Genomic DNA, 20,746 nt, shown 5'->3' on the forward strand with positions numbered 1-20,746 from the left:
TCGGCGTGTTTGAGCGTTACGGCCTGCCGGACCGGATGACGATGGACAACGGCTCACCGTGGGGCGACACCACCGGCACCTGGACGGCGCTGGAGCTGTGGCTGATGCGCCTGGGTATCCGGGTGGGACACTCCCGGCCTTATCATCCGCAGACGCAGGGCAAGCTGGAGCGTTTTCACCGCAGCCTGAAGGCGGAAGTGCTGCAGGGAAAATGGTTCGCAGACAGCGGTGAGCTGCAGCGCGCCTTCGACCACTGGCGGATGGTCTATAACCTTGAACGCCCGCACGAGGCGCTGGATATGGCGGTACCGGGCTCGCGGTATCAGCCGTCAGCGCGGCAGTACAGCGGCACCATGACGCCTCCGGAATACGACGAGGGCATGATGGTCAGGAAAGTGGATATCAGCGGAAAGCTGAGCGTGAAAGGGGTAAGTCTGAGCGCAGGCAAGGCGTTCAGGGGAAAACGGGTCGGGCTGAAGGAGACGCAGGAAGACGGCAGCTACGAGGTGTGGTGGTACAGCACGAAAGTGGGGGTGATCGACCTGAAGAAAAAGTCGATCACCATGGGTAAAGGATGTTAAAAAGTGTTCACCATGTCCCCGAACACCTGTCTACCATGTCCCGAGACTGTACAGTGGGAGAGGGCCGGGGTGAGGGCATCAGGCCGCACACTCTGTCTTTTGCCGGGTGGCGCTGCGCTTACCCGGCCTACATGGGGCTAGAGGGGCGAGGGGATAGTACGGTGCAGTTGTAGGCCCGGTAAGGCGAAGCCGCCACCGGGCATAAAGGTTAGCGATGAAGCTTCCCGTGATCCCGTAACCACGCCGCTGTGCGCACAATCCCTTCATCCAGCGGCACAACCGGTTTATATCCCAGCTCGTTCTCCGCCCGCGAAATATCCAGCGTGAAATCAAAGTTAAGCTTCGATACGCCATAATGCGTCAGTGCAGGCTCTTTGGCCGATTTACTGCCAAAACGCTCCATGCTGCGGGCAATCATATCCAGCATCGGGTAGGGCACTGAACGGATACGGCAGTCGATCTGCAACTCGTCGATCAGCCGCTGCACAATGCTGCGCAGCGTGCAGGGTTCGCCGTTGGTGATGTTATAGGCGCGACCGGAAATGAGCTTGTCGCACTCCGGCTGACTCGCCAGCCACATGGCGTGAACGGCGTTTTCGTAGTAGGTCATATCCACCAGCGCATCGCCGCCGCGCGGCAGCAGCACGCTGCCGTAGTGGTGCATCATCTGCGCCAGACGCGGAATAAACACCTTGTCGTGCGGCCCGAACAGGCTCTGCGGGCGCAGCACCGTAAAGCGGGTGTGCGGGTTCGACTGCGCCAGCAGGTCAATCACCTCTTCGCTGGCCGCCTTGCTGCGGGCAAACTCACAGGCAAAGCGAGCCGGGCGGAAATCTTCTTGCACATCACGATGGTGGTGATAGTCAAAATAGAGTGACGGGGAGGAGATATGAATGAAATTACGCACGCCCCAGGCGACGGCCCATTCGCCCAGACGGCGCGTGGCGCGCACGTTGGCGAGGTCAAAGGCTTCCTGGGTGCCCCACGGGGAGGTGAAACTGGAGCAGTGCCACAGCGTGTCGATACCGGCCAGCATCACTTTCGCCTGAGAGGAGACCAGCTCCGTCAGGTCGGCATGGACAAACTCTGCGCCCATTTTTTGCAGCAGCCTACCCATCGCCTCGTTGCGACCGGTGGCCCTTACGCTGATGCCTTTGTTGCGCAGAAACTCGACCGCATTTCGGCCTAAGCCGCTGGTCGCCCCGGTAACCAGTACCTTCATATCAATCCACTGTGTTGAAAAAGAATTTCGTGCGCATTCTTTCGTGAATTACGACGTGTTGCAATGGGAAAGGTGAAAGAATAAGAGTTTTATTTACTTCTTTTCCGTCTTTTGTTCTGCCAGTTGCGCAATACGTTTTGCCATTCCGCGGAAGATAAACAGGTGTGCAGGGATCATCAACAGCCAGTAGAACAGACCCGGCATGCCGTGCGGATGCCACCAGGCGCGGACGTCCAGTTCACGATGATCGCCTTTGTCTTTGAGGGTAAAGCAGAGTCGGCCCAGCCCTGGCGCTTTCATACCAAACAGCAGCGCCAGCTGTTTTTCCGGCTCGACGATGATCACCTTCCAGCTGTCGACCGCATCGCCCACCTCAAGATACGGGTGCGCCGGGCGGCCTTTCGCCAGCCTGTGCCCCACGAGCAGATCCATTGCCCCGCGCGTTTGCCAGAGGATATTGCCGAAGAAATAACCGTCTTTGCCGCCAATCTGGTTCACGACCTCCCACAGATCTGCAAGGCTGGCGGAAGTCTTCACCGCGCAGCCCGCCTGTTTCGGGTAATAGCCGTATTCCGGCCGCCAGCGGGCAAAGGCCTGCGCGTCGTAGCCCCAGTCGCTGGAGTTCACCAGCTGCTCTTCCTCTTTCAGCGTATTGCGCACGGCGTCGTCAAAGCGGATCAGATCCTGGGGAATGAGTGCCCGCAGCTCGCGATCGTCCGCCAATAGATCGTGTTTTAGCCCCTGAATCAGCGCTTTTGCCGTGGTTGGCGGCACCGACGTAATGACGTTCAAAAACCACACCGAAATCCAGCGGGTTGGAAAGGGGATGGGGATCAGCCAGCGGCGGCGGCCACTGACGCGCATAAAGTGTTCGAACTGCTCCTGATAGCTCAGGACTTCAGGGCCAGCGGCTTCCAGCACGCGGTGTTGCTCCGCCGGGTGATCCAGCAGCGCCGCCAGATAATGCAGTAAATTCTCCAGCGCAATCGGCGTGGTGCGCGAACGAACCCAGCGCGGCGGCGTGAGTACCGGCAGGTTGTAGACCATATCGCGCATCACTTCGAAGGCGGCGGAGCCCGCGCCGACGATAATGCCGGCGCGCAGTTCGGTAACAGGGATAGCGGCACCGCGCAGGGTGTCGGCCGTCAGCTGGCGGGCGCGCAGGTGGTCGGACTGTTCGTGTTCGGGGGCCTGGAGCGAGCTTAAAAAAATCACCTGCTTCACCGGCGTTTGCAGCAGGGCGTCGCGAACGTTCATCGCCACCTGACGCTCGTGGGCAATAAAGTCGCCGCCTTCACCCATGCTGTGGACCAGATAGTAAAGCGTGTCGACCCCTTCCAGCAGCGCGGGAAGCTCCTTCGGCCAGTTGAGGTCAACGCTGTGACAGGTGACGCCGGGCAAGCTGAGCTTTTGCAGGCGCTCCGTGTTACGTGCCGCAGCCAGCACCTGATGTCCCTGCTGGCTTAACGCCGCGGTGAGATGCTGACCGATATACCCGCTGGCGCCGAGCACCAGAATTCGTTGCGGCACGTGATGCTCCTTATCGCTGTAAAAACGCCTGCCAGTGTTTCACTACGTCCGCCAGCTGTTCGCGGCTGACGTCGAGATGCATCACCAGACGCACGACAGGTGAGGCGTTGATCAGCACGCCACGTGATTTCATAAATTCGCCCAGCGCGGCGGCGCGCTCGTCACCGACGCGCACAAACAGCATGTTGGTGTCGTGGCGCATCACGTCGGCACCGATTTCGCGCAGCTGCGTAGCCATCCACGCGGCGTTGTCGTGATCGTCCTTCAGGCGCGCGACGTTGTTTTTCAGGGCATACAACCCGGCCGCCGCCAGAATACCCGCCTGACGCATGCCGCCGCCGGTCATCTTACGCCAGCGGTTGGCGCGCTTGATGTAGTCTGCGTTACCGACCAGCAGAGAGCCGACCGGCGTGCCCAGACCTTTAGAGAGGCAAATGGTGAACGAGTCGCAATATTGCGTAATCTCTTTCAGCTCGCAGCCGTACTCCACCACGGCGTTGAAGATACGCGCGCCGTCCACGTGCAGGCCGAGCCCGCGCTCGCGGGTGAATTCCCATGCGGCTTTCAGGTACTCGCGCGGCAGCACTTTGCCGTTGTGGGTGTTTTCGAGGCTGAGCAGCCTGGTGCGGGCGAAGTGAATATCGTCGGCTTTGATTTTCGCGGCGACCTTATCCAGCGGCAGGGAGCCGTCCGGCGCGGCGTCAATCGGCTGCGGCTGAATGCTGCCGAGCACCGCCGCGCCGCCTGCTTCATACAGGTAGTTATGCGCGCCCTGGCCGACAATGTACTCTTCCCCGCGCTCGCAGTGGCTGAGCAGCGCCACCAGGTTAGCCTGCGTGCCGGTTGGCAGGAACAGTGCAGCCTCCTTGCCGCTCAGCTCTGCTGCGTAACGCTGCAGTTCGTTGACCGTCGGGTCATCGCCGTAGACGTCGTCCCCGACCGGGGCGGCCATCATCTCTTCGAGCATGGCGCGGCTCGGGCGGGTTACGGTATCACTGCGTAAATCAATCATGGCATGTCCTTATTATTAAAAAGGCGATGCCAGATGTTTTACCTGAGCCAGTTGGTTTTTGCCAGTTCGATCACCTCATCGCCGCGCCCGCTGATGATGGCGCGCAGCATATACAGGCTAAAGCCTTTGGCCTGTTCAAGCTTGATCTGCGGCGGGATCGCCAGCTCCTCTTTGGCAACCACCACATCCACCAGCACCGGACCGTCGATGGAGAACGCGCGCTGCAGGGCTTCATCCACCTCAGAGGCTTTCTCCACGCGAATACCGGTGATGCCGCAGGCCTCGGCGATGCGCGCGAAGTTGGTGTCGTGCAGCTCGGTGCCGTCCGTCAGGTAACCGCCGGCCTTCATCTCCATTGCCACAAAGCCCAGCACGCTGTTGTTGAAGACCACGATTTTCAGCGGCAGCTTCATCTGCACCACCGAGAGGAAATCCCCCATCAGCATGCTAAACCCGCCGTCGCCGCACATCGCCACCACCTGACGCTCCGGGGCTGTCGCTTTTGCGCCCAGCGCCTGCGGCATGGCGTTGGCCATCGAGCCATGGTTGAACGAGCCAAGCAGGCGGCGCTTGCCGTTCATCTTCAGATAGCGGGCCGCCCAGACGGTTGGCGTGCCCACGTCGCAGGTAAAGATGGCGTCGTCGTCAGCGAAATGGCTGATCTGCTGCGCCAGATACTGCGGGTGAATGGCTTTGTCGCTCGGTTTGGCGAGGTCGTCCAGCCCCTTGCGCGCGTCGCGATAGTCGCTCAGGGCTTTATCAAGGAACTTGCGGTCCGTTTTTTCTTCCAGCAGCGGCAGCAGGGCGGCAAGGGTTGATTTAATGTCGCCCACCAGCGCCATATCGACCTTGCTGTGCGCGCCGATGCTGGCCGGGTTGATATCAATCTGAATGATTTTGGCATCCGCCGGATAGAACGGACGATACGGGAACTGGGTGCCGAGCAGGATCAGCGTGTCGGCGTTCATCATGGTGTGGAAGCCGGAAGAAAAACCGATCAGCCCGGTCATCCCCACGTCGTAAGGGTTGTCGTACTCGACGTGCTCTTTGCCGCGCAGGGCGTGAACTATCGGCGATTTCAGCTTACCGGCAAATTCAAGCAGCTCCTTGTGCGCGCCCGCGCAACCGCTGCCGCACATCAGGGCGATATTACTGGAGTAACGCAGCAGCTGCGCCAGCTTTTTCAGCTCCTCTTCGGCAGGCGTTACCACGGGCTGTGGGGCGTGATACCAGTGGGTGCTGGCTCCTTCAGGCGCGGCCTTGAGGGCTACATCTCCCGGGATAACGACCACAGAAACGCCGCGGTTCAGCACGGCCTTGCGCATGGCGATCGCCAGCACCTGCGGGATCTGCTCCGGGGATGAAACCAGCTCGCAATAGTGGCTGCATTCACGGAACAGCTCCTGCGGATGCGTCTCCTGAAAATAGCCGCTGCCGATTTCGGAAGAGGGGATGTGGGCGGCAATCGCCAGCACCGGCACGTGGTTACGGTGACAGTCGAACAGGCCGTTGATCAGATGCAGGTTGCCGGGACCGCACGAGCCCGCACACACGGCCAGTTCCCCCGTAAGCTGTGCTTCAGCGCCTGCGGCGAAGGCGGCAACCTCTTCATGGCGGGTGGGCATCCATTCGATAGTCTTCATCTTGTTGAGGCTGTCGCTGAGTCCGTTCAGGGAATCGCCGGTTACGCCCCAGATACGTTTCACGCCAGCCTGTTCGAGCGTTTTCGCAATATATGCAGCCACGGTTTGTTTCATGGTTGTCCGTCTCCTTTTTGTGATATCGCTTACAAGCTTAGAAGAAAGTCTCCGTATTGCCCGTCATCTCCCCCTAATTAAAAGGTGCTTTTCACGCGCAATTATTCGGCATAATCTGGCAATACCTCGGTGAAAACAGGAATCATTTCAAATGGTTAAATCATTGTTAATTGCTGTTAATGAAAAGCTATCATGCGACGATCTTGGCAAACTCTTGTTACGACTTGCCGTCGGCGGACTGATGCTCTTTCACGGTTTGCACAAGCTTTTCGGCGGCGTGGGCTTTATCAGCGGCATGCTGGTGGAAAAAGGGCTGCCGGGATTTATCGCCTACGGCGTGTTGGTTGGCGAAGTGTTGGCACCGATCCTGATTATTGTCGGTCTCTTTACGCGTCCGGCCGCACTGGTGCTGGCGTTTACGATGATTGTGGCCTGGCTGATGGTCGGCACGGGCAAAACCTTTGCGCTGGATGCGGTAGGCGCATGGGCGATTGAAAGCCTTGTGTACTTCTTTATCGGCTCGCTGGCTGTCGCGTTTTTAGGGGCAGGGCGGTTTGCGGTAGGGAAAGGTCCGGCGTGGCGGTAGGGGTGTTGTAGGTCGGGTAAACGTAGTGCCACCCGACAAAAAGCCCGGTGGCGCTAGCGCTTACCGGGCCTACGATCGAACGTTTAACGCTTATGCGAGGACCAGATCGCCCTGCGGATGACATGAGCACGCCAGCACGTAACCCTCGGCAATTTCCGCGTCGGACAGCGTCATGGTGCTGGTGACGGTATACTCTCCGGAAACCACCTTCGTCTTACAGCAGCCGCACACGCCCGCGCGGCAGGCAGCCACTACCGGCACCTTGTTGCTTTCCAACGCCTCCAGCAGCGTGGTCCCTACGCGGCCAAAGAAGGTCTGCGCAGGCTGCAGTTTGGTGAACTTCACGCCGCTGGTTGCCGCTTCCGCCACCGGCGTGAAGAACTGCTCTTTGAAGAAGCGGGTCACGCCAAGCGCTTTCACCTCTTTTTCCACGATATCCATGTAAGGCGCCGGGCCGCAGGTCATCACTGTACGGTTCGCCAAATCCGGCACGCTTTGCAGCAGCTCGCGGCTCAGGCGACCGGGCACAAAGCCGTGGGTCGCGTTGTGCTCCGCCACCAGCGTCACCGGATAATCTCGCCATTCCCCGGCAAAAATCACATCTTCCGGAGAGCGCACGCTGAAGATAACCTGCACGTCGGCCTGAGGGCGATTTTTCGCCAGCCAGCGGCGCATCGACATGATCGGCGTTACGCCACAGCCCGCCGCCAGCAGCAGGAATTTATCGTCTGCCTTGTCGTCACAGGTGAATTCCCCCTGCGCGTCAGACAGCCAGATATAATCCCCGCGCTTCACGTCCCGCGTCAGCCACTGCGAGCCTGCGCCGTCGTCAATGCGGCGGACGGTGAGCGTAATGTACTCGCTCACGCCCGGCGTTGAGGAGATCGTATAGGCGCGCAGCGTGTCCGCCGAATTGCGAACGCTGACCAGCGCATACTGGCCTGCACGGTACGGATAGTAGTCATGGCACAGCAGTGACAGCGTCCACACATCCGGCGTCTCCTGATGGATGTGATGAACCTGCATCCGCCACGGACATTGTGAGGTTGGCATGGTCATGAATAACTCCTTACGCGCTCAGCAGCTGCTTCATATCATCTTCAACGTTGGTCACGGAACGCAGACCGAATTTCTCGTTCAGCACCGCCAGCAGGTCCGGCGTCAGGAAGCCAGGCGCGGTCGGGCCGGTCACGATGTTGGTGACGCCGAGAGAGAGCAGGGTCAGCAGGATGACGATCGCTTTCTGCTCAAACCAGGACAGCACCAGCGAGAGCGGCAGGTCGTTCACGCCGCAGCCCAGTTTCTCCGCCAGCGTGACCGCCAGAATGATGGCTGAGTATGCATCGTTACACTGACCCGCATCGATCAGGCGCGGCAGACCTTCGATGTCGCCGAAGTCCAGCTTGTTGAAACGGTATTTGCCGCACGCCAGAGTCAGGATCAGGCAGTCTTCCGGCACGCGGGTGGCGAAATCGGTGAAGTAGTTACGCTCGCCGCGCGCGCCGTCGCAGCCACCGACGAGGAAGATGTGGCGCAGCTTTTCACGGCTGACGAGATCGATCAGCGAATCAGCGGCACCGAGCAGGGTTTCACGACCAAAGCCGACGGTAATGAGGTGCGGGATTTCGCTGTACGGGAAGCCCGCCATCTGCTGCGCCTGGGCGATAACCGGACCGAAATCGTCACCTTCAAGATGGCTCACGCCCGGCCAGCCGACGATGCTGCGGGTCCAGATGCGGTCGTCATACGCGCCCACGGTAGGGTCGATGATGCAGTTAGAGGTCATCACGATAGGGCCAGGGAAGCGGGCGAACTCCACCTGCTGGTTCTGCCAGCCGCTGCCGTAGTTACCGATCAGATGCTTAAATTTACGCAGCTCCGGGTAGCCGTGCGCCGGGAGCATTTCACCGTGGGTATAGACGTTAACGCCGGTACCTTCGGTTTGCTTCAGCAGGTTGTAGAGATCTTTCAGGTCGTGACCGGAAATCAGGATGCATTTGCCTTCGGTCGCCTTGACGTTGACCTGCGTTGGCGTCGGGTGGCCGTAGGTGCTGGTTTCACCGGCATCCAGAATGCTCATTACCTTGAAGTTCATCTGGCCGATTTCCATCGAGCATTCCAGCAGCGCGTTCATATCCGCAGGCCAGGTGCCTAGCCACGCCATGATTTTGTGGTACTGGGCGTAGATGTCGTTGTCGTACTGACCGAGCACGTGCGCGTGTTCCATATAGGCCGCAGCGCCTTTCAGGCCGTACAGGCACAGCAGGCGTAGGCCGAGAATGTTCTCGCCAATCGCCGCTTTGTCTTTATTCGGGGTGAATTCTGCCGCCTGACGCTGGAGGTCGCCCAGATCGTCGCTCACCAGCTGAAGTTCAGACATCGGGTTTTCCACGCGCGCGCTGGCATCGGCCTTCAGGCACTGCGCTTTCAGCGCTTCACGCAGGGCAATCGCTTCGCGGGCATAGCCGACAATGCGCGGAGAATCGAAGTTAACGTTGGTCAGCGTGGAGAAAAACGCGCGAGGGGCGAAGTTGTCTACATAATGGTCGACAATGCCGTATTCACGGGCTTTAAAGGCCCATGCGGAAAGGCCTTGCAGGGCAGCAATCAGCAGGTCCTGCAGGTCAGATGTTTCTGCGGTTTTGCCGCACATACCCTGTGCGTAAGAGCAGCCATTGCCTGCCGGGGTACGGATGGTTTGTTCACATTGCACACAAAACATAATCACACCTGTTAAAGTTATATTTGATATACATGTTTAAGATTATGCCTGTGCCTGAACGGTGAAAAGGGCTTTCTGCGACAAAATAGGGGGAGATTGATTTAGCGCAATTTTGGCGGCAGGAAACCTACCGCCAAAGAAGTATCAGGCGGAGAAGAAGGCCATCAGAATGGGAACCAGCAGGCTTAAAATAAAGCCGTGTACGATGGCGGCAGGGACCAGCTCCAGCCCCCCCGAGCGTTGTAAAACCGGCAGGGTAAAGTCCATTGAGGTCGCGCCACACAGCCCAAGCGCGGTTGAGCGGCTGCGGCGTACCAGACCCGGGATCAGCATTATGGCTATCAATTCGCGCGCAAGGTCATTGAAGAAAGCGGCGCTGCCAATGACCGGGCCGAACGATTCGGTCAGAAGAATACCGGAGAGGGAGTACCAGCCAAAACCCGACGCCATCGCCAGGCCGGTTTTTAGCGGCAGGTCGAGAATAAGGGCATTAATCACGCCTGCGATCAGAGAACTGGCGACGACGACAATGGCCACTATCATTCCCCGGCGGTTGAGGACAATCTGTTTCAGTGTCATGCCATTATTTCGCAGCTGGATACCGATCAGGAACAGCAGGAAGATTAGGGTATATTCGCTGGCCTCCGTGGCGTGCTGTAAAAATGACCATCCGGTAAGACCCAGAAGAAAACCGAGCACCACGACGCCGCAGAGTTTTAATGATTCCAGCGCCATCGCAATACGGGAAGGGAGTTTTTCCTGCTGATGATTATTTTTCCATGGAATAGTGCGTTCCAGCCAGAAAAGTGCGGCAATATTGCACAGCAAAATAACCACCACGGTGACGACGGAATAATGGAGTATCGAGAGTAAATTCGCCGACAGGTTATCCAGGAATGCCAGGCTAATCCCCATGAAGAAAAGAATAACGTAGACAATCCAGCTCAGGAATCGATTAATGAGCCTTAACGCGGATTCACGATGCAGCGGAATAAGGTAGCCCACGATCAAGGGCAGCAAAATAATGAGGAGTCCTGAAAACATGAACAGCCGGTCCTTTTTGAGTATCTGTTGAGCGCCAGAGACACTACCCAATAAAGGCTGTCAGGTAAAGGAGCAATAAAAAAGCCGGGTGGCGGCTACGCCTTACCCGGCCTAAAAGTGCACTCTCACGTAGGTCGGGTGAGCGTTAGCTCCACCCGACACCGAGCGCAATTAATCGCGTTTTTCCAGCAGGGTGCGATACAGCACGCCGCCCAGGATACCGCCGATGATTGGCATTACCCAGAACAGCCACAACTGCTCAAGCGCCCAACCGCCCTGGAAGATAGCAACCGCGGTGCTGCGCGCCGGGTTAACGGAGGTGTTGGTCACCGGGATTGAGATCAGGTGAATCAGCGTCAGCGCCAGACCAATAGCGATTGGCGCGAAGCCCGCAGGTGCGTATTTGTCCGTTGCGCCGTGAATAACCAGCAGGAAGCCTGCGGTCAGTACGATTTCAATCACGATGGCAGACAGCATGGAGTAGCCGCCCGGTGAATGTTCACCGAAACCGTTAGAGGCGAAACCGCTGGCGGCGGCGTCAAAGCCTGCTTTGCCGCTGGCAATCACGTACAGGACTGCGGCTGCAATAATACCGCCAATGACCTGGGCAATAATATAACCCAGGACGTCTTTCACCGGGAAACGACCGCCCGCCCATAAACCCAGCGTCACCGCAGGGTTAAAATGACCGCCGGAAATATGCCCTACCGCGAATGCCATAGTTAAGACCGTTAAGCCGAATGCCAGTGCGACACCGACAAAACCAATTCCTAATTCCGGGAATGCCGCTGCCAGCACTGCACTACCGCAGCCACCAAACACCAGCCAGAATGTACCAAAACATTCTGCCGCTAATTTTCTGAACATAACCACCTCAATAATAAATTTCCGCACGCTTTCCCGCGCACGGGTTATATCGCCATAAAGGGATGACGACTCAAAGAGCCTTTATTTTAGAAAGCAACAACACCCCTTCGCCACTTAAATAAATTCGGATAATTTGATTTAAGGCAATGTGATGTCAATCCTTGTTCAAACTGGAGGTAAATAGAGCATAGTCCAATTTTCAAACGGGAGTATCTTGTTCTGTAAGCACCTTTTCAAATGAAACTTGATGGGTAAAGTCTGAATTTTTCGTGCTTCATCGGAATAACGGAGGTGTATAGCAGTGTCCTGTCGGCCCGGCTGCCGCTATACTGCTGATAACTTGAAGGAAAAAGTGGTTATTTCGCGGGGGATTTATGCTTCTCGAACGTGTGGAAATTGTCGGGTTTCGCGGTATTAACCGCCTGTCGCTCCAGCTGGAGCAGAACAACGTCCTGATCGGTGAAAACGCCTGGGGTAAATCCAGCCTGCTGGATGCGCTAACCCTGCTGCTTTCCCCTGAAGACGACTTGTACCACTTCGTTCACGATGACTTCTGGTTTCCGCCGGGGGATGTCACCGGGCGCGAGAAGCATCTGCATATCATCCTGACGTTCCGGGAGTCCGAGCCGGGGCGGCATCGCGTGCGTCGTTTCCGGCCGATGTCGTCATGTTGGGTGCCGTGCGATGATGATTATCACCGTATTTTCTACCGTCTTGAAGGTGAAATGGCGGAAAATGACGGGGTGTTAACCCTGCGTGAGTTCCTTGATGAAAAAGGCAACCCCATCCCGCTGGAGAATATCGACGACCTGGCGCGCCATCTGATTCGCCTGTCGCCGGTGCTGCGTCTGCGCGATGCGCGCTTTATGCGCCGGATCCGCAACGGTACCGTACCCAATATGCCGGAGGTGGAAGTCACCGCCCGCGAGTTGGATTTCCTGGCGCGTGAGCTGGTCTCTCGCCCGCAGAACCTCACCGACGGTCAAATCCGCCAGGGGCTTTCGGCCATGGTGCAGCTGCTGGAGCACTATTTTTCCGAGCAAGGAACGTCACAATCACGCCATCGCCTGATGCGTCGCCGTTCGCACGATGAACAGCGCAGCTGGCGTTATCTCGACATCATTAACCGGATGATAGACCGGCCCGGTGGACGTACCCATCGGGTGATCCTGCTGGGGCTATTCTCAACGCTTTTGCAGGCGAAAGGCACCGTCCGGTTAGACCGGGATGCCCGCCCGCTGCTGCTGGTGGAAGACCCCGAGACGCGCCTGCATCCGATCATGCTCTCCGTTGCGTGGCACCTGCTGAACCTGCTGCCGCTGCAGCGCGTGACCACCACCAACTCCGGCGAGTTGCTCTCGCTAACGCCCGTGGAATACGTCTGCCGCCTGGTGCGTGAATCCTCGCGCGTATCCGCCTACCGGCTGGGGCCGGGCGGCCTGAACGCGGAAGACGGTCGCCGCATTGCGTTCCATATTCGCTTTAATCGTGCGTCGTCGCTGTTTGCCCGCTGCTGGCTGTTGGTTGAAGGTGAAACCGAGACCTGGGTTATCAACGAACTGGCACGTCAGTGCGGTCACCACTTCGACGCGGAAGGTATTAAGGTCATTGAGTTTGCCCAGTCGGGATTAAAACCGCTGATCAAGTTTGCCCGCAGGATGGGGATTGAATGGCATGTCCTGGTCGATGGCGATGAAGCAGGTAAAAAGTATGCCGCAACCGTGCGCGGTTTGCTGAATAACGATCGCGAAGAAGAGCGTGACCACCTGACTATGCTCCCCGCGATGGACATGGAACACTTTATGTATCGGCAGGGGTTTGACGATGTTTTTCACCGCGTGGCGATGATCCCGGTGGATGTGCCGATGAACATGCGGAGGGTGATCGCCAAAGCGATTCATCGTTCGTCGAAGCCGGACCTCGCCATCGAAGTGGCGACGGAGGCGGGCAGGCGAGGCGTGGAGTCCGTACCCACGCTGCTGCGCAAAATGTTCTCCCGCGTGCTTTGGCTGGCTCGCGGGAGAGCGGATTAACGGCGGGTCGCCTGCGTCATTTGTTGAATCAGGCTATCCAGCAGTTCGTAGCGGCGGCGGTATTCAGCGCGTTTCTTACTCGCAATCTCTTCCATCGGTTTGCGCGGCATGGTTAACGGCAGCGCGAAATGACCGCTCTCCCGGCGTTCGCCACCCAGTGAGAGCCAGAAACTGTCGTAATCCGCCAGCAGTTTCCCCTCTTTTTTCTTGCGGTAACGCCAGCTACGGTAAATGTGGGTGGCGTTACTCACGGCGAGGATCTGTTCAACCGGGAACGCGGTGCCCAGCGTCATCACCGCTTCAACCAGCAGACGTTTCGGGAACAGGCCGTGGCACGCTTTGGTTGCGCCCTGAATCAACTCATGCGGAACGTGCGCTTTTGCGCCCTGTAACCCGCCGATGAACAGCGTGGTTTTTCCCTCAAACGGGCACAGCGTAAAGGTCATTTCGGCCAGCACCGTGTTCTGATGGTTGCAGAAGGTGAGGGTCGCTTCACCCTCTTTGTCCATAAAGGCATCGGCACACAGGCGAATCGTGAACTGCTGCTCGTCCTTGCCGGTTAGCGTCAGCAGCGTCACCCCCTGACTTGAAAGATAGCCCTTGAGCAGCGCGGCGGGGAGGCGTTGGCTCATCGTCTGATAGTGCCCGTTCAGCGCCTCCAGCGCGTTCCTGCGATCCATACCGACCGTCAGCCACGGACGATGCAGACGGCACGGCAGCCCAGGCTGAACCTGTAAGATTTGCATCAGACGCGGTTGCTTTGCCAGGCTTGCCAGCAGGCGAGCGGTGCTGAAGGGGGAAGCCAGGGAACGTAACATAAATTTGCGTCGATATGCGGGGTTTTGCCACGCCAGACCGGGCGTGATGGCACCGGTTGCCAGACTTTTAAAAAGCGCCCAGCCGGACGTAGGCTGCGGCAGATTGGAATAAGGTGTATCGACTATGGAAGACATGTTAGATCCTGCTTCTGGGGGAAGAACGCTATTTCAGCAGGCGTTTTGTCAACGTCATGTAAACAAATGCGGCCATTTCCAGAAAACAGGGGTTTCGTTGAGGAGTGGTTTAGATAGAATCAACGGTGATGTTAGCCAGAATAATTATTTGGAATATTTATGAACCTTAAGGGAAAACGCAGAAAACTGTTTCTGCTGCTGGCGGTCGTGCTGGTGGTCGGTGGATTCTGGCTTTGGCAGGTACTGAATGCGCCTGTACCCCAGTATCAAACGCTGATCGTTCGCCCCGGCGAGCTGCAGCAAAACGTGCTGGCGACCGGCAAACTGGATGCCCTGCGTAAAGTCGATGTTGGTGCGCAGGTGAGTGGCCAGCTGAAAACGCTGTCCGTCGAGATTGGCGACAAGGTCAAAAAAGGCCAGCTGCTCGGCGTAATCGATCCTGAACAGGCCGAAAACCAGATCCGCGAAGTGGAAGCGACGCTGATGGAGCTGCGCGCGCAGCGTGCGCAGGCCCTGGCGGAGCGTAACCTTGCGCAGGTGACGCTGACGCGCCAGCAGGCGCTGGCGAAAACCCAGGCCATCTCGAAGCAGGATCTGGACACCGCCGCGACGGAGCTGGCAGTAAAACAGGCGCAGATCGGCACGATCGACGCGCAGATTAAACGCAATCAGGCCTCGCTGGATACGGCGAAAACCAACCTCGACTATACCAAAATCGTCGCGCCGATGGCCGGTGAAGTGACGCAAATCACCACGCTGCAGGGCCAGACGGTGATTGCCGCGCAGCAGGCGCCAAACATTCTGACGCTGGCGGACATGGGCACCATGCTGGTCAAAGCGCAGGTTTCCGAGGCGGATGTAATTCACCTCAAGCCGGGGCAGAATGCCTGGTTTACGGTGCTGGGCGACCCGCAGACCCGCTACGAAGGCGTGCTGAAAGACATTCTGCCGACGCCAGAAAAAGTGAACGACGCCATCTTCTACTATGCCCGCTTTGAGGTGCCAAACCCGCAGGGCGTGCTGCGTCTGGACATGACCGCCCAGGTGCATATCCAGCTGACCGGCGTGAAAAACGTGCTGACCGTTCCGCTCTCCGCGCTGGGTGAATCCGCCGGAGATAGCCGCTACAAGGTGAAGGTGCTGCGCAACGGCGAAACGCGCGAGCGGGAAGTGGTGATTGGCGCGCGAAACGACACCGACGTGGTGGTGGTGAAAGGGCTGGAAGAGGGCGAGGAGGTTGTTGTCAGCGAAAGCCTGCCCGGAGCCGCCAAATGACGGCGCTGCTTGAGCTGAAGGATATCCGCCGCAGCTATCCCTCCGGCGACGGCCCGGTGGAGGTGCTGAAAGGCATCTCGCTGCGCGTGGAGGCGGGCGAGATGGTGGCGATTGTCGGCGCGTCCGGTTCGGGCAAATCGACGCTAATGAACATTCTCGGCTGTCTGGATAAGCCCACCAGCGGTACGTACCGGGTGGCCGGAACGGACGTCTCCACGCTGGACGGCGACGCGCTGGCGAAGCTGCGCCGGGAACATTTTGGCTTTATCTTCCAGCGTTACCATCTGCTTTCTCACCTGAGCGCGGCGCAGAACGTGGAGGTTCCCGCGGTCTATGCGGGCGTCGAGCGTAAGAAACGGCTTGAGCGCGCGAAGGCGCTGTTAACGCGTCTGGGGCTGGCGGAGCGGGTAGAGTACCAACCGTCGCAGCTGTCCGGCGGTCAGCAGCAGCGCGTGAGTATTGCCCGTGCGCTGATGAACGGCGGGCAGGTGATCCTCGCGGATGAACCGACCGGTGCGCTCGACAGCCACTCCGGCGAAGAGGTGATGGCGATCCTGCATCAGCTTCGCGATCAGGGCCACACGGTGATTATCGTTACCCACGATCCGCAGGTGGCGGCGCAGGCGGAGCGCATTATTGAGATCCACGACGGCGAGCTGGTCAGCAACCCGCCGCCGCGTGAGTCCCGGGCGGCGGCACCGAAAGAGGCGCTGCCGGCTGCGACCGGCTGGGGCCAGTTCTCCAGCGGCTTTCGTGAAGCGCTGACCATGGCCTGGCTGGCGATGGCGGCCAATAAAATGCGCACCCTGCTGACGATGCTCGGCATCATTATCGGTATTGCCTCGGTGGTGTCGATTGTGGTGGTGGGCGATGCGGCGAAGCAGCTGGTGCTGGCCGATATCCGCGCCATCGGCACCAACACTATCGACGTCTATCCCGGCAAAGACTTTGGCGACGACGAGCCGCAGTACCAGCAGGCGCTGAAATACGACGATCTGGCCGCGATTCAAAAGCAGCCGTGGGTCAATTCGGCCACGCCTGCGGTCTCGCAAAACCTGCGTCTGCGCTACGGCAACATCGACGTAGCGGCCAGCGCCAACGGCGTCAGCGGTGACTACTTCAACGTCTACGGCATGACCTTCAGCGAAGGGGCGACCTTCAACGCCGAACAGCTGGCGGGCAGGGCGCAGGTGGTGGTGCTGGACGCCAACTCCCGCAGGCAGCTGTTCCCGAATAAAACCAACGTAGTGGGCGAGGTGATTCTGGTTGGCAACATGCCTGCCACGGTCATCGGCGTGGCGGAAGAGAAGCAGTCGATGTTCGGCAGCAGCAAAATCCTGCGCGTCTGGCTGCCCTACACGACGATTTCCGGGCGCATTATGGGGCAGTCCTGGCTCAACTCCATCACCGTTCGCGTGAAGGAGGGCTACGACAGCGCGATGGCCGAACAGCAGCTTGAGCGATTGCTCACCCTGCGCCACGGGAAGAAGGATTTCTTCACCTGGAACATGGACGGTCTCTTGAAAACGGCGGAAAAGACCACACGTACTCTTCAGATGTTCCTGACGCTGGTGGCGGTGATTTCGCTGGTCGTCGGCGGTATCGGGGTGATGAATATCATGCTGGTGTCGGTCACGGAGCGCACGCGGGAGATTGGCATCCGCATGGCGGTCGGGGCAAGAGCCAGCGACGTGCTGCAGCAGTTTCTGATTGAAGCGGTGCTGGTGTGTCTGGTCGGCGGGGCGATGGGCATCGCGCTTTCGATGATGATCGCGTTTGCGCTCCAGCTCTTTTTACCGGGTTGGGAGATTGGCTTTTCGCCCGTCGCGATCCTCACGGCGTTCTTATGCTCGACCTTCACAGGTATTTTGTTTGGCTGGTTACCGGCACGCAATGCGGCGCGGCTGGATCCGGTGGACGCGCTGGCGCGGGAATAACCCGAAAATAAAAATGCCAGCCGATCGGGCTGGCATTTTGCCTGCGGGGTGTACACAATGAAACAGAGAGCTATGCAACCGCTTCTGCTTCAACGGGGACGATCAGACTGGCATGATTGCCTTTGGGCCCCTGGTGTACATCGAACCGAACGGACTGCCCGGCTTTGAGCGTTCTGTAACCATCCATCTGAATGGTGGAATAGTGAGCGAAGATATCCTCGCCGCCGCCATCAGGGCAGATGAAACCAAACCCTTTGGCGTTGTTGAACCACTTAACAGTACCCATTTCCATGCTTCGACATCCTTCGTAAATCTTATAAATTAAGATGGAATGAACCGGTGGTGGAGTGGGGGCTGTTCAAAACCTCGCCATCTCACGCTTGTACAATTTAGATAAACGGAAGAAGCCGTCAAGCGTTTGGCGCTGGAGTTGGGACAATAATCAACCAAAATTTGAGGCAGTTAACGCTATTGCAACAGTTTGTGACAGACATCGCGGATGACAGTAATAGATGATTGTTATCTAACATCTGAGGTAGATTCAAAGTGGTTATGCATAATGGGTAAGACCAACGATTGGCTGGATTTTGACCAGCTGGCGGAAGATAAAGTGCGCGACGCGCTAAAACCGCCATCTATGTATAAAGTTATGTTAATGAACGATGATTACACGCCGATGGAATTTGTTATTGACGTGCTACAAAAGTTCTTTTCTTATGATGTAGAACGTGCAACGCAACTGATGCTTACCGTTCATTATCGAGGCAAAGCGATCTGCGGCATCTTTACTGCCGAAGTCGCGGAAACCAAAGTGGCGATGGTGAACGACTATGCGAGGGAGAACGAGCATCCGTTGCTGTGTACGCTGGAAAAGGCCTGATAAGGCATAAAATTGGGGGAGGTGCCTATGCTCAATCAAGAACTGGAACTCAGTTTAAACATGGCTTTCGCCAGAGCGCGTGAGCACCGACATGAGTTTATGACCGTCGAGCATTTACTGCTCGCACTGCTTAGCAACCCATCTGCCCGCGAAGCGCTGGAAGCCTGCTCCGTGGATCTGGTGGCGCTACGTCAGGAACTCGAAGCCTTCATCGAACAAACCACACCGGTGCTGCCAGCCAGTGAAGAAGAGCGCGACACGCAGCCGACGCTCAGCTTCCAGCGCGTGCTGCAGCGCGCGGTATTCCACGTCCAGTCTTCTGGACGTAGCGAAGTGACTGGCGCAAACGTCTTAGTCGCCATCTTCAGCGAGCAGGAGTCACAGGCTGCCTACCTGCTACGCAAACACGAAGTCAGCCGCCTTGACGTGGTTAACTTTATTTCTCACGGCACGCGCAAAGACGAGCCTAACCAGGCATCGGATTCCAGCAATCAGGTCAATAACAATGAAGAGCAAGCAGGCGGGGAGGATCGTATGGAAAACTTCACCACCAACCTTAACCAGCTTGCTCGCGTTGGCGGTATCGACCCGCTGATTGGTCGCGATAAAGAGCTGGAGCGCGCGATCCAGGTGCTGTGCCGTCGCCGCAAGAACAACCCGCTGCTGGTGGGTGAGTCAGGCGTAGGTAAAACCGCGATTGCCGAAGGGCTTGCCTGGCGCATTGTGCAGGGCGACGTGCCGGAAGTGATTGCCGACTGCACCATCTACTCGCTGGATATCGGCTCGCTGCTGGCGGGCACCAAATACCGCGGTGATTTTGAAAAACGCTTCAAGGCGCTGTTGAAACAGCTGGAGCAGGACACCAACAGCATCCTGTTTATCGATGAGATCCACACCATCATCGGCGCAGGTGCGGCCTCCGGCGGCCAGGTGGATGCGGCTAACCTGATCAAACCGCTGCTCTCCAGCGGCAAGATCCGCGTGATGGGCTCCACGACGTACCAGGAGTTCAGCAACATCTTTGAGAAAGACCGCGCGCTGGCGCGTCGCTTCCAGAAAATCGACGTCACCGAGCCGTCCGTTGACGAAACGGTGCAGATCATCAACGGCCTGAAAACCAAGTACGAAGCGCACCACGACGTGCGTTACACCGCGAAAGCGGTCCGTGCGGCGGTGGAGCTGGCGGTGAAATACATCAACGACCGTCATCTGCCGGATAAGGCGATTGACGTCATTGATGAGGCAGGGGCGCGTGCGCGTCTGATGCCGGCCAGCAAGCGTAAGAAAACCGTTAACGTGGCGGATATCGAGTCCGTGGTGGCCCGCATCGCGCGTATCCCTGAGAAGAGCGTTTCTCAGAGCGACCGCGACACGCTGCGCACCCTCGGCAATCGCCTGAAAATGCTGGTCTTTGGTCAGGATAAAGCCATTGAGGCCTTAACCGAAGCGATCAAGATGGCCCGCGCCGGACTGGGGCACGACCACAAACCTGTCGGTTCCTTCCTGTTCGCTGGCCCGACCGGCGTGGGGAAAACCGAGGTGACGGTTCAGCTCTCCAAAGCGCTGGGCATTGAGCTGCTGCGCTTTGATATGTCCGAGTATATGGAGCGTCACACCGTCAGCCGCTTGATTGGTGCGCCTCCGGGCTACGTGGGCTTTGACCAGGGCGGCCTGCTCACCGACGCGGTGATCAAGCATCCGCACGCGGTCCTGCTGCTCGATGAAATCGAGAAAGCGCACCCGGACGTGTTCAACATCCTGCTGCAGGTGATGGACAACGGGACGCTGACCGACAACAACGGGCGCAAGGCGGACTTCCGCAACGTGGTGCTGGTGATGACAACCAACGCCGGTGTGCGTGAAACCGAGCGTAAATCCATCGGCCTGATCCACCAGGATAACAGCACCGATGCGATGGAGGAGATCAAGAAGATCTTCACGCCGGAGTTCCGTAACCGTCTGGACAACATTATCTGGTTCGATCACCTCTCTACCGACGTGATCCATCAGGTAGTGGACAAGTTCATCGTCGAGCTGCAGGTTCAGCTGGATCAGAAAGGCGTGTCGCTGGAAGTAAGCCAGGAGGCCCGCAACTGGCTGGCCGAGAAAGGCTACGACCGTGCGATGGGTGCCCGTCCGATGGCGCGTGTGATTCAGGACAACCTGAAGAAACCTCTGGCGAACGAGCTGCTGTTTGGCTCGCTGGTGGACGGCGGCCAGGTGACCGTGGCGCTGGACCAGGCGAAGAACGAACTGACGTACGATTTCCAGAGTGCGGCGAAGCACAAGCCGGAAGCGGCTCACTGAGTTGTAAGGTAAAAGCAAAACGGCAACTTCGGTTGCCGTT

General features: G+C 58.1%; 17 protein-coding genes. 7 read left to right on the top strand and 10 right to left on the bottom strand.

Features of this window, described 5'->3' with window-relative positions; genetic code table 11:
* The coding region (locus K5E19_RS00005) for an integrase core domain-containing protein (protein ID WP_221549473.1) at positions 1-581 on the top strand (581 nt) is incomplete at its 5' end.
* A gap of 208 nt (positions 582-789) precedes the next feature.
* On the opposite strand, the gene K5E19_RS00010 is transcribed toward K5E19_RS00005, so the two are convergent.
* The 4 genes from K5E19_RS00010 to poxB form a co-directional block, all read right to left on the bottom strand.
* Entirely contained in the window at positions 790-1,803 is a 1,014-nt protein-coding gene (locus tag K5E19_RS00010) for an NAD(P)-dependent oxidoreductase (RefSeq protein WP_221549475.1), read from the bottom strand.
* A gap of 93 nt (positions 1,804-1,896) precedes the next feature.
* The gene (locus K5E19_RS00015; RefSeq protein ID WP_221549477.1) at positions 1,897-3,333 is read right to left on the bottom strand and encodes an SDR family oxidoreductase; all 1,437 of its coding nucleotides are present in this window, start codon (positions 3,331-3,333) and stop codon (positions 1,897-1,899) included.
* Between the two features lie 10 nt (positions 3,334-3,343).
* Entirely contained in the window at positions 3,344-4,345 is a 1,002-nt protein-coding gene (gene ltaE / locus K5E19_RS00020; RefSeq protein ID WP_221549479.1) for a low-specificity L-threonine aldolase, read from the bottom strand.
* A 38-nt stretch (positions 4,346-4,383) separates the two neighbouring features.
* Entirely contained in the window at positions 4,384-6,102 is a 1,719-nt protein-coding gene (poxB, locus tag K5E19_RS00025) for a ubiquinone-dependent pyruvate dehydrogenase (RefSeq protein ID WP_047346936.1), read from the bottom strand.
* Between the two features lie 151 nt (positions 6,103-6,253).
* Here poxB and K5E19_RS00030 point away from each other — a divergent pair, with 151 nt between their 5' ends.
* Complete coding sequence (locus K5E19_RS00030) at positions 6,254-6,688, top strand: DoxX family protein (protein ID WP_221549482.1); 435 nt, start codon at positions 6,254-6,256, stop codon at positions 6,686-6,688.
* Between the two features lie 90 nt (positions 6,689-6,778).
* Here the strand turns inward: K5E19_RS00030 and hcr are convergent, their stop codons facing one another.
* From hcr to aqpZ, 4 genes are all read right to left on the bottom strand, one after another.
* Positions 6,779-7,747 (bottom strand): NADH oxidoreductase, encoded by a 969-nt coding sequence (hcr, locus tag K5E19_RS00035; protein ID WP_221549484.1) that lies wholly within the window; start codon positions 7,745-7,747, stop codon positions 6,779-6,781.
* Between the two features lie 10 nt (positions 7,748-7,757).
* A complete protein-coding gene (gene hcp / locus K5E19_RS00040; protein ID WP_108415988.1) occupies positions 7,758-9,410 on the bottom strand; it encodes a hydroxylamine reductase in 1,653 nt (550 codons plus the stop codon).
* A 144-nt stretch (positions 9,411-9,554) separates the two neighbouring features.
* Complete coding sequence (locus tag K5E19_RS00045; protein ID WP_221549486.1) at positions 9,555-10,454, bottom strand: lysine exporter LysO family protein; 900 nt, start codon at positions 10,452-10,454, stop codon at positions 9,555-9,557.
* A 171-nt stretch (positions 10,455-10,625) separates the two neighbouring features.
* Positions 10,626-11,321 carry an aquaporin Z gene (gene aqpZ, locus K5E19_RS00050; protein WP_010429151.1) on the bottom strand — a complete coding sequence of 232 codons (696 nt, stop codon included), beginning with the start codon at positions 11,319-11,321 and terminating at the stop codon, positions 10,626-10,628.
* A 374-nt stretch (positions 11,322-11,695) separates the two neighbouring features.
* On the opposite strand from aqpZ, the gene K5E19_RS00055 reads away from it, so the two are divergent.
* The gene (locus K5E19_RS00055; RefSeq protein ID WP_221549487.1) at positions 11,696-13,354 is read left to right on the top strand and encodes an ATP-dependent endonuclease; all 1,659 of its coding nucleotides are present in this window, start codon (positions 11,696-11,698) and stop codon (positions 13,352-13,354) included.
* Here K5E19_RS00055 and K5E19_RS00060 read toward each other — a convergent pair.
* Positions 13,351-14,307 carry a VirK/YbjX family protein gene (locus tag K5E19_RS00060; protein ID WP_221549489.1) on the bottom strand — a complete coding sequence of 319 codons (957 nt, stop codon included), beginning with the start codon at positions 14,305-14,307 and terminating at the stop codon, positions 13,351-13,353. The genes K5E19_RS00055 and K5E19_RS00060 overlap by 4 nt on opposite strands.
* A 159-nt stretch (positions 14,308-14,466) precedes the next feature.
* Here K5E19_RS00060 and macA point away from each other — a divergent pair, with 159 nt between their 5' ends.
* The gene (gene macA, locus K5E19_RS00065) at positions 14,467-15,582 is read left to right on the top strand and encodes a macrolide transporter subunit MacA (protein WP_221549491.1); all 1,116 of its coding nucleotides are present in this window, start codon (positions 14,467-14,469) and stop codon (positions 15,580-15,582) included.
* Positions 15,579-17,519: a macrolide ABC transporter ATP-binding protein/permease MacB gene (gene macB / locus K5E19_RS00070; protein ID WP_221549493.1), complete on the top strand. Its 1,941-nt coding sequence runs from the start codon at positions 15,579-15,581 to the stop codon at positions 17,517-17,519. The genes macA and macB overlap by 4 nt, the downstream gene beginning before the upstream one ends.
* A 70-nt stretch (positions 17,520-17,589) precedes the next feature.
* Here the strand turns inward: macB and cspD are convergent, their stop codons facing one another.
* Positions 17,590-17,811 (bottom strand): cold shock-like protein CspD, encoded by a 222-nt coding sequence (gene cspD, locus K5E19_RS00075; protein WP_221549495.1) that lies wholly within the window; start codon positions 17,809-17,811, stop codon positions 17,590-17,592.
* Between the two features lie 267 nt (positions 17,812-18,078).
* Here cspD and clpS point away from each other — a divergent pair, with 267 nt between their 5' ends.
* Together clpS and clpA are read left to right on the top strand one after the other, a co-directional pair.
* Complete coding sequence (gene clpS / locus K5E19_RS00080; protein ID WP_006174393.1) at positions 18,079-18,399, top strand: ATP-dependent Clp protease adapter ClpS; 321 nt, start codon at positions 18,079-18,081, stop codon at positions 18,397-18,399.
* Positions 18,400-18,426: 27 nt separating this feature from the next.
* Positions 18,427-20,706, top strand: a complete 2,280-nt coding sequence (clpA, locus tag K5E19_RS00085; protein WP_221549497.1) for an ATP-dependent Clp protease ATP-binding subunit ClpA — start codon at positions 18,427-18,429, stop codon at positions 20,704-20,706.
* Positions 20,707-20,746 lie beyond the last annotated feature (40 nt).

The organism is Enterobacter sp. RIT637, from assembly GCF_019718755.1.
Classification (GTDB): domain Bacteria; phylum Pseudomonadota; class Gammaproteobacteria; order Enterobacterales; family Enterobacteriaceae; genus Enterobacter.

Bases quoted from the DNA above. Each gene is read 5' to 3' on its own strand.
- K5E19_RS00010 (WP_221549475.1), bottom strand. From the start codon at position 1,803: ATGAAGGTACTGGTTACCGGGGCGACCAGCGGCTTAGGCCGAAATGCG.
- ltaE (WP_221549479.1), bottom strand. From the start codon at position 4,345: ATGATTGATTTACGCAGTGATACCGTAACCCGCCCGAGCCGCGCCATG.
- poxB (WP_047346936.1), bottom strand. From the start codon at position 6,102: ATGAAACAAACCGTGGCTGCATATATTGCGAAAACGCTCGAACAGGCT.
- K5E19_RS00030 (WP_221549482.1), top strand. From the start codon at position 6,254: ATGGTTAAATCATTGTTAATTGCTGTTAATGAAAAGCTATCATGCGAC.
- hcr (WP_221549484.1), bottom strand. From the start codon at position 7,747: ATGACCATGCCAACCTCACAATGTCCGTGGCGGATGCAGGTTCATCAC.
- hcp (WP_108415988.1), bottom strand. From the start codon at position 9,410: ATGTTTTGTGTGCAATGTGAACAAACCATCCGTACCCCGGCAGGCAAT.
- K5E19_RS00045 (WP_221549486.1), bottom strand. From the start codon at position 10,454: ATGTTTTCAGGACTCCTCATTATTTTGCTGCCCTTGATCGTGGGCTAC.
- aqpZ (WP_010429151.1), bottom strand. From the start codon at position 11,321: ATGTTCAGAAAATTAGCGGCAGAATGTTTTGGTACATTCTGGCTGGTG.
- K5E19_RS00055 (WP_221549487.1), top strand. From the start codon at position 11,696: ATGCTTCTCGAACGTGTGGAAATTGTCGGGTTTCGCGGTATTAACCGC.
- K5E19_RS00060 (WP_221549489.1), bottom strand. From the start codon at position 14,307: ATGTCTTCCATAGTCGATACACCTTATTCCAATCTGCCGCAGCCTACG.
- macA (WP_221549491.1), top strand. From the start codon at position 14,467: ATGAACCTTAAGGGAAAACGCAGAAAACTGTTTCTGCTGCTGGCGGTC.
- macB (WP_221549493.1), top strand. From the start codon at position 15,579: ATGACGGCGCTGCTTGAGCTGAAGGATATCCGCCGCAGCTATCCCTCC.
- cspD (WP_221549495.1), bottom strand. From the start codon at position 17,811: ATGGAAATGGGTACTGTTAAGTGGTTCAACAACGCCAAAGGGTTTGGT.
- clpS (WP_006174393.1), top strand. From the start codon at position 18,079: ATGGGTAAGACCAACGATTGGCTGGATTTTGACCAGCTGGCGGAAGAT.
- clpA (WP_221549497.1), top strand. From the start codon at position 18,427: ATGCTCAATCAAGAACTGGAACTCAGTTTAAACATGGCTTTCGCCAGA.